Source organism: Nocardia acidivorans NBRC 108247 (assembly GCF_001625085.1).
GTDB classification, from domain to species: domain Bacteria; phylum Actinomycetota; class Actinomycetes; order Mycobacteriales; family Mycobacteriaceae; genus Nocardia; species Nocardia acidivorans.
This window is the reverse complement of the sequence record NZ_BDAW01000128.1, coordinates 1-8,605: the sequence shown is the minus strand read 5'-3', so window position 1 is coordinate 8,605 and position 8,605 is coordinate 1. Positions and strand designations below refer to the sequence as shown.

Here is an 8,605-nt window from a genome sequence, read left to right as displayed (position 1 = left end):
GGCCGCCGCGATGCCGCCGAGCGCGCCCGGCACCGACGGATTCGCACCGCGCAATCCCACCGCCGCCGCGCCCGCGCCGAGCGCGGTCACCGCGGGTGTGCGCAGTCGCTCCGGCAGCAGTGCCACTCCGGCCGACGCGGCAACGATATTCACCGCGACGCCGCCGCGAGTGGCCTGTTTGTCGTGCCGCCCCGATCTGGCCACCACGGTCTCGACCACCCGCACCGGCACGGTGTCGGCGAGCAGCCGCCCGATCCCGTCGATGACCGAGCCGCCCCGCGCCGCGGCCAGCAGTTCTCCGGCGCCGAGCGCACCGAGCCCCACCGCCGCCGCGCGCAGCAGCCGCCGTTTCTCGTTCACCGACACAGTTGGAGCCTTCCCTAGCCGAGCGGGTTGTCCCCGCCCATTGTTCACCAGGTGGGGTCATTGCCAATAGGATTCGCCGGGCGATCGAGATAGGCGCTCACGAGCGGGCCGATCTCGGCCAGCGCGGTGGCGGTGACCAACTGGTTGTGCGTGAAGGCGACCGGTTGGTCGGTGATCTGTCCGGCAATGAACGGCCGCCAGGTCTCGAGGTTGGGCGTCGGATCCGGATTTCCGGTGGCGGACACGAACAGCAGATCACCGTCGAACACCTCGGGCTCATGCTCGGAGAGCTGCCGCAGCAGATGCCGCAGGTCACTGTAGAAGTGCTCTATTTCGGTTGCGGTGAAGGAGATTCCGGACGCCGCCAGCAGATCGGCCGCCTGCGCCGGTGTCACGCCCTCGTATCCGGCGGGGACGTCCAGGCCACCGAATTCGGCGAGCAGCATGGCCAGCGGCGGCAGATCCGCGTCATCGGTGATCCGCACCCGCGCGCGGGCATCCATCATGATCAGCGAGCCGACTTCCGCACCGCGACGACGCAATTCGACGGCGATGGCGTGCGCGATCGGACCGCCCGCCGAATAGCCCAGCAGGTGATACGGCCCCTCGGGCTGCACCCGGCGCATCTCCTCGACATAGCGGACGGCCAGATCACCGATGGTGCGGTCGGCGGTGCCGCCGTCCACCACACCCGGGGACTGCAGTCCGTACACCGGGTGCGCGCGGTCGATGTACTGCACCAGTCCGCCGTAGCACCAGGCCAATCCGACGGCGGGGTGAATACAGAACAGCGCCGGACCGTCCCCCATCGGGCGCATGGGCAGCAGCACCCGCAGGGACGGCTCCACCTCCGGCTGTTCGGCGGCCTCGGTGAGCCGGCGGGCCAGGGCGGCCGGGGTGGGGTCCAGGAACATCCATTGCAGCGGCATGGGGATTCCGGTGCGTTCGCGGACCAGGGTCACCAACTGGACGGCGGCCATGGAGTTTCCGCCGATCTCGAAGAAATTGTCGTCGACGCCGATGCGCTCGGCGGCCAGGACGGTGGTGAAGGATTCGACCAGGGCGCGTTCGGCCGCGGTGCGCGGTGCGCGATAGGGGCGGCGCTCCGGCTCGCTGTGAATCCGCACCGCGGGGCGGTCCTCGTCCTGAATCCTCGCCGTGAGCGGGGGCGGCCCGCCGGGGATGTCGAGATCACCCACCGGAGCCTGCGGGGCGGCGGCCACCGCCGTCAGCAGTGCGACGAAGGCGTCGGCCATGAATTGCGCGCGGGCGCGATCGAAGAGATCGGTGGCGAAGGTCAGCGAACCGGTGATGCCGTTCGGTTCCCCGGCCGCGCCGAACTGTTCAGCCAGCATCCATTCGAGATCGAATTTCGAACCCGGGGCCGGGGCCTCGACGGGGCGAATCTCCAAGCCCGGCAGCGTGGTTCGAGGGATATCCACATTCTGGAAGGCCAGCAGCACCTGGAACAGCGGATGCTGTGCGGTCGAACGGGCCGGGGCCAGCGCCTCCACCAGGCGTTCGAAAGGCAGGTCCATATTGCCGTAGACCGCGAGATCGGCGCGGCGGGTGGCGGCCAGGGTGGTGGTGAACGGGGCGGCCGGATCGATATGCGAGCGCAGCACCACCGTATTCACGAACATGCCTACGAGATCGTCGAATTCGCCGTCACCGCGACCCGCGACGACCGAGCCGAGAGCGATATCGGTCCGATCGGACAGCCGGGCCAGCAGCACCGCCAGGGCCGCGTGCACGACCATGAACGGGCTGGCCCCTCGGGTCCGCGCCAGCACCTGAAGGCTGTCGTGAACTGCTGCGGGAACGGCGAATTCGATACGATCACCGATACCCGAGGGAATTTCGGGGCGGGGGCGATCGGTGGGAATCGCGTGCACCTCGGGCAGACCGGCGAGGGTGGTGCGCCAGAACTCCAGTTGCCGGTGCGCCAGGCTCGCGGGATCGGTGTCCGAGCCCAGCAGCTCTCGCTGCCACAGGGCGTAGTCGGCGTATTGCAGCGGCAGCGGAGTCCAGTGCGGCTCCTCCCCCGCGACGCGGGCCAGATACGCGCCCAGCACATCTCGTGCCAGCGGTGCCATGGACCAGCCGTCGGCGGCGATATGGTGCACGGCCAGGGCCAGCACGGCGTGCCGGGGTGCGGTGTGCAGGACGCAGACCCGCAGCGGCGGCTCCCGGGTGATGTCGAAGCCGCGCGAGAGTTGGGAGGTCAGGCGCTGGGTGACTTCGCCCGCATTGCCGGCGATTTCGAGGAGCGGTGTGGCACCCGGGGTCGCGGGCAGGATCCGCTGATGGGGCAGGCCGTCCGGCCCGGTCGGATAGATGGTGCGCAGGGTTTCGTGGCGGGCCACCACATCGTCGACGGCCGCCCGCAGCGCCGTGATATCCAGGGCCCCTTCGACTTCGAAGGCGGCCGGGATGTTGTAGACCGGCGAACCCGGGTCGTAACGGTTCAGGAACCACATGCGCTGCTGCGCCGCAGAGAGCGGTACGCGTTCCGGGCGCGGGCGCGGGCCGGGCACCGGGCGATCGGTCGCCGCGCCCGAGGCGATCAGCTCGGCCAGTTCGGCCACGGTCGGGGCGTCGAAGAGCGCGCGCACCGGAATCGCGATGCCCAGCGCACCGCCGAGCCGGGCGACCACGCGGGTGGCGATGAGCGAATTGCCGCCCAGGGCGAAGAAATCGTCATCGCGCCAGACCTGATCGATACCGAGGACCTCGGCGAAGACCTCGGCCACCGCCTGTTCCCCCGGACCCGCGGGCGGTTCCTGGGCACCGACGGTGAGCATCGGCGCGGGCAGGGCATCGGGGTCCAGCTTGCCGTTGGGCGTGCGCGGCAGCTCATCGAGGGACATGATGACCGAGGGCACCATGTACGACGGAAGTCGCTGGGCCACTTCCCGTTTCAGTACCGCCGGATCGATGGTCGCGCCGGTCTCGGGCACCATGTAGGCGACCAGCATGCCGCCGTGCCCGTCTTCGCGCACCAGTGCCACCGCGCGGGCGACCGCCGGATCGGCGGTCAGCGCCGCTTCCACCTCACCGAGTTCGATGCGCAGGCCGCGAAGTTTCACCTGGGTATCGGTGCGGCCCAGGTATTCCAGCTGCCCGCTGCGACGGCGAACCAGGTCACCGGTGCGATACATGCGCTCACCGGGTACGAAGAGATCGGCGACGAAGCGGGCGGCGGTCAGGTCGGCGCGGGCGACATAGCCGCGCGCCAGCGGGATTCCGGCCAGGTACAGCTCACCGATCACGCCCTCCGGGACCGGGCGCAGCCGGTCGTCCAGGACCAGTGCGCGGACGCCGGGCGCGGGCGCGCCGATCGTGATCGGATCGCCCGCGCGCAGCGGGGCGCTGCCGGTCGCCCACACCGTGGTCTCGGTGGGTCCGTAATCGTTGAAGTGCAGGCGATTCGGCGCGGCCCAGGCGGTGACCAGTTCGGGCGGGCAGGGCTCGCCGCCGGTGATGATCATGCGCAGGGCGTCCGGTCCCGCCGGGTCGACCGTGGCCAGGGCCGAGGGGGTGATGGCGATATGCGAGACCTGTTCGCGGGCGAGCAATTCCGCCAGATCGGGTCCGGCGAAGACGGTCGGCGGGGCGACCACGAGGGTTGCGGCCGCGCTCAGCGCCATGATCAGCTCCAGCACCGAGGCGTCGAAACTCGGTGAGGCCACCTGCAATACGCGGGAATCGGCGGTGAGGCCATCGCGGTCACGCTGTGCCACGGCGAGATTCGCCAATCCGGCGTGCGTCACCATGACGCCCTTGGGCGCGCCGGTGGAACCGGAGGTGAAGATGACATACGCGGGATGCTCCGGCCGCGCCCGTTGCGCGATCGGTGCCGGGGTGCCCGCATCCCCCGGCCCGTCCAGACTCCACCACTCCACCGAATCCGGCAGCCGGTCGCGCTGCGCGGCCACGGTCAGCCCGAGGCTCACGCCGGACACCTCGACAATGCGAGCGATCCGCTCGGGCGGATACGCCGGATCGATCGGCACGAAGGCCGCGCCGGTGCGGGCGATGGCCCAGATCGCGAGCACCGAGTCGACCGAACGCGGAATGCCCACGGCCACCAGTGTTTCCGGACCGGCTCCGGCGCGGGCGAGTCGTCCGGCGAGCAGTGCGGCGCGCTCGTCGATCTCCCGGTAGGTGAGCCGCTCGGCGCCGCAGACCACCGCGACGCCATCCGGATTCGCGGCGACGGCATCGGCCATGAGGTCGGCCAGGGTGCGCGGCGCGGCGGCCGGGACGGCCTCGCTCAGCAGTTCCCGGCGCTCCAGATCGGTCAGCAGATCGATATCCCCCACCGGCACGGCCGGTTCGGCCGTGGCGACGGTCAGCAGGCGAATCAGCCGCTCGGCGACGGCCGATACCGTCGATTCGTCGAAAAGGTCTGTGGCATAACCACACCGCAGCGCCATGCCCTCGGGGTCCGCGACCACGGTCAGGCTCAGATCGAACCGGGTATTGGTCTGCGGCAGGTCGATCGGCGCGACGGTCAGCTCCGGCAGCCGCAGTTCCGGAATCTCCAGATTCTGGAAGATCAGCATGATCTGGGCGAGGGGGTGGCGGGCCTCCGAGCGCACCGGGGCCAGCACCTCGACCAGGCGCTCGAACGGTACATCGGCCTGTTCGAAGGCGGCCAGATCGGTCTCGCGCACGCGGTCGAGCAGTTCGGCGAAGGTATCCCCCGCCCGCACGCCCGTGCGCAGGACCAGGGTGTTGACGAACATGCCGACGAGATCGTCGAGATCCCGGTGCCCGCGACCGGCCACCGGCGTGCCGACGACCACGTCCGCACCGCCGCTCAGCCGGGCCAGCAGCACCGCCAGCCCCGCGTGTACGACCATGAACGGGGTGGCCCGGTGCCTGCGGGCACAGTGCTCGATCGCGGCCGTCAGTGGACCGCTCAGCCGTGCCGTGCACTCCCCGGCCCGATGCGAGGCGCGCGCCGGGCGGGGGCGGTCGGCGGGCAGGTCCAGGTGATCGGGCAGGTCCGCCAGGGTCCGCGACCAGTAGTCGAGCTGCCGGGCGAGCAGGGACTCCGGATCCTGTTCCGCGCCCAGTCGCGCCAATTGCCACAGCGTGTAGTCGGCGTACTGCACCGGGAGCTCAGCCCACACCGGCTGCCGTCCGGCGGCGCGGGTCGCGTAGGCGGCGGCCACATCGCGGGTCAGCGGGGCCATGGAGAAACCGTCGGTGCCGATGTGATGGGCGACCAGCACGATCACATGGTCCTCGGGTGCGAGCCGGAACAGCCGCAGCCGCAGGGGTACCGCCGCGGTCACGTCGAAACCCGCTGTCACCGTGCGGAGTACCGCCTCGGGCAGTTCTTCGGCCGTCACCGACACCGCTTCCAGATCGAGCGGAACCTCCGCCGCCGGGAGAATGAGCTGACCGCCGACACCGTCGATATCGGGGTACACGGTTCGCAGGGTCTCATGCCGTTCGATCACATCGCGCAGCGCGATGCGCAGCGCGGACAGATCCAGGTGTCCCGAAAGCCGCAGCGCCACCGGCACGTTGTAAGCCGGGGAGTCGGGATCATAGCGGTTCACGAACCACATGCGCTGCTGGGCGGGCGACAGCGGAATCGGCTCCGGACGCGGGCCGCGCACCAGCTCCGGATCGGCGGCGATCCGCTCGCCCTCGGTCAGCCGCCGCGCCAGATCGGCGACGACCGGGGCCTCGAACAGCAGGCGGACCGGGACGGCCGTGCCGAACGCGGCGGCCAGGCGTGCCGAAATACGGGTGGCGATCAGCGAATCGCCGCCCAGGGCGAAGAAATCGTCGTGCGCGCCGACTTTTTCATGACCGAGCACCTCGGCATAGGTCGCCGCGATCATCACCTCCGCGCCGACCGGTTCGATGTATTCCGCCCGCACCACAACGGGTTCCGGCAGCGCGCGCAGATCGATCTTGCCGGTGCGCGTGCGCGGCAGCTCCGCCAGCACCTGAATGCTCGACGGCAGCAGATAGCGTGGCAGCCGCTCACCCGCCCAGGTGATCAGCTCGGTGACCTCCGGGGTTGCGGCGGGGGCTGCGGCGGAAGCGACTGTCGGCGACTCGGGTTCGGGTGTGGTGAGCGTGACGTAGGAGCAGAGAACCGTTGCCCCCGTGGAGGTCTGGCGGGCGACGGTGATCGCTGACTCGACCCCGGGATGGGTCACCAGCATGGCGTCGACTTCGCCGGGCTCCACCCGGATTCCGCGCACCTTGACCTGGAAATCGGTGCGGCCGACGAACTCGAATCCCGCTGCGGTGCAGCGCATGAGGTCACCGGTGCGGTACATCCGCTGTCCGGCCGCGAAGGGGTCCGCGACGAATCGGCTCGCCGACAGACCGGTGCGACCGGCGTATCCGCGCGCCACACCGGGACCGCGCACATACAGCTCACCGATCGCGCCCACCGGGACCGGGCGCAGCCAGCCGTCCAGGACGAGCAGGGTCGCACCGGGTACCGGCGAACCCAGGATCGCCGTGTTCTCGACGGTCATGGGCTCGCCGTACGCGGTGGCGACGGTGGTCTCGGCCGGACCGTATGAATTCACCAGTACGCGTGGGACATTCGCGGCGGCGGTCGCCCCGGCGTCGGAATGTGCGAGTCCATGCCCCGGGGCCGTCGCGGTCGCGGTCATACGGGCGACGAGGGCGGGCGGGCAGGGCTCACCCCCGGTGACGATCTCCCGTACCGTGCGCAAGTCGGCGGCGTCGAGGGTGGCCAGTACGGTCGGCGTGCAGATCAGGTGGGTGGCGGCGCTCCCGCGCAGGACCGCCGCGAGTTCGGTTCCGGCATTGGCGTCGGGCGGGGCGACGACCAGGGTTCCGCCCGCCGCGAAGGTGCAGAGCCACACCAGGATCGCGGCATCGAAGGCCGGATTCAAGCAGTGCACGACGCGGGCGCTCGCATCGATGCGGCAGCGCTGCGCGGTGGCCGCGGTCAGGTTCGACAGGCCGGAGTGGGTGACCACCACGCCCTTCGGGGTGCCGGTGGATCCGGAGGTGAAGACGATATAGGCCGCATGCTCGGGACGAAGGGGAGCGATCCGGTCGGCATCGGTGAGGGGGGCGGCGGATGCCGCGCTGATGCGCGCGGTGGTTGCCGGGTCGTCCAGTGGGAACCAGGAGACCTCGCTGGGCAGCGCGGACCCCTGCGCCGAATCGGTAATACCCAGTGTCGCAGCGCATTCGGCAGCCATCGCCAGTGTCCGCGCGGCGGGCTGCGCGATGTCGACCGGCACGAATGCCGCGCCGGTCTTGGCAATGGCCCAGATCGCCGCCATGACGCGCAGCGAGCGCGGCAGTGCCACCAGCACGGTTCGTTCGGGACCGGCGCCGGCCTCGATCAGGGTGCGCGCCAGTCGATTCGCGTACGCGTCCAGCTCCGCATAGGTCAGCTCACCCGCCGGATCGCCCGGTGGATCGGTGACCGCGATCGCATCGGGTAGTCCGGCCGCGGTGAGCAGGTCCGGAAGCACCGTGACCGGTCGCGCCGCCGTGCCGGACCGCACGGCGGGGGTATCCATCGGATCGCGGGTGCGCAGTGTCGCGGTGCGCCGCCGCGGGTCCTCGGTGAGGGCGATGAGCAGCCGCGCCAGTCCGTCGGCGATCGAATCGGCTTGCGCGGCATCGAAGTACAGCGGTGAACGGGTCAGCTCGAGCCGGAGTCCGGGGTTCGCGTACGTCGCCAGCGACAGCGGATAGTGCGTACCGTCGTGTGCGCGAATACCCGTCACCGCGAGTTGTGCCTGCCTGGTCGCGGCGGTCAGTGCCGCGGCGTCGACCGGATAGGACTCGAAGACCGTCGCGGTGTCGAACAACGCGCCCAGACCGGTGCGCGCGTGGATCTCGTCCAGGCCGAGGAATTGGTGCTCGGCCAGCGCGGCCTGTTCACGCTGTACGCGCGCCAGCAGATCGGCGATGGATTCGGCGGGGTCCAGGGCGATGCGCACCGGGACGGTATTCACCAGCATGCCGATCATGCGCTCGGCGCCCGCCAGTTCCGGCGGGCGGCCGGATACCGTTGCGCCGAACACGATATCGGCGGAACCGGTGCGCTCGCCCAGCAGCAGCGCCCACGCCACCTGCACGATCGTGTTCACCGTGACCTGGCACTGCGCGGCCAGCGCGCGCAGGCGCTCGGCGGTATCGGGCGGGAGCGGAACCTCATGCGCGACGGGGGCGGTGGCGAGATCGGCACGCGGGGCGGCCGGGGCGACCA

The 8,605-nt window shown here is 70.6% G+C and carries 2 protein-coding genes; both read right to left on the bottom strand.

The features are described 5' to 3' along the window. Positions 1-360, bottom strand: a 360-nt coding sequence (locus NA10_RS34745; RefSeq protein WP_157556986.1) for a hypothetical protein, incomplete at its 3' end; no start/stop codon positions are given. 50 nt (positions 361-410) lie between these two features. Then, positions 411-8,605: non-ribosomal peptide synthetase (locus tag NA10_RS34740; protein ID WP_157556984.1), on the bottom strand; the 8,195-nt coding region annotated here is incomplete at its 5' end.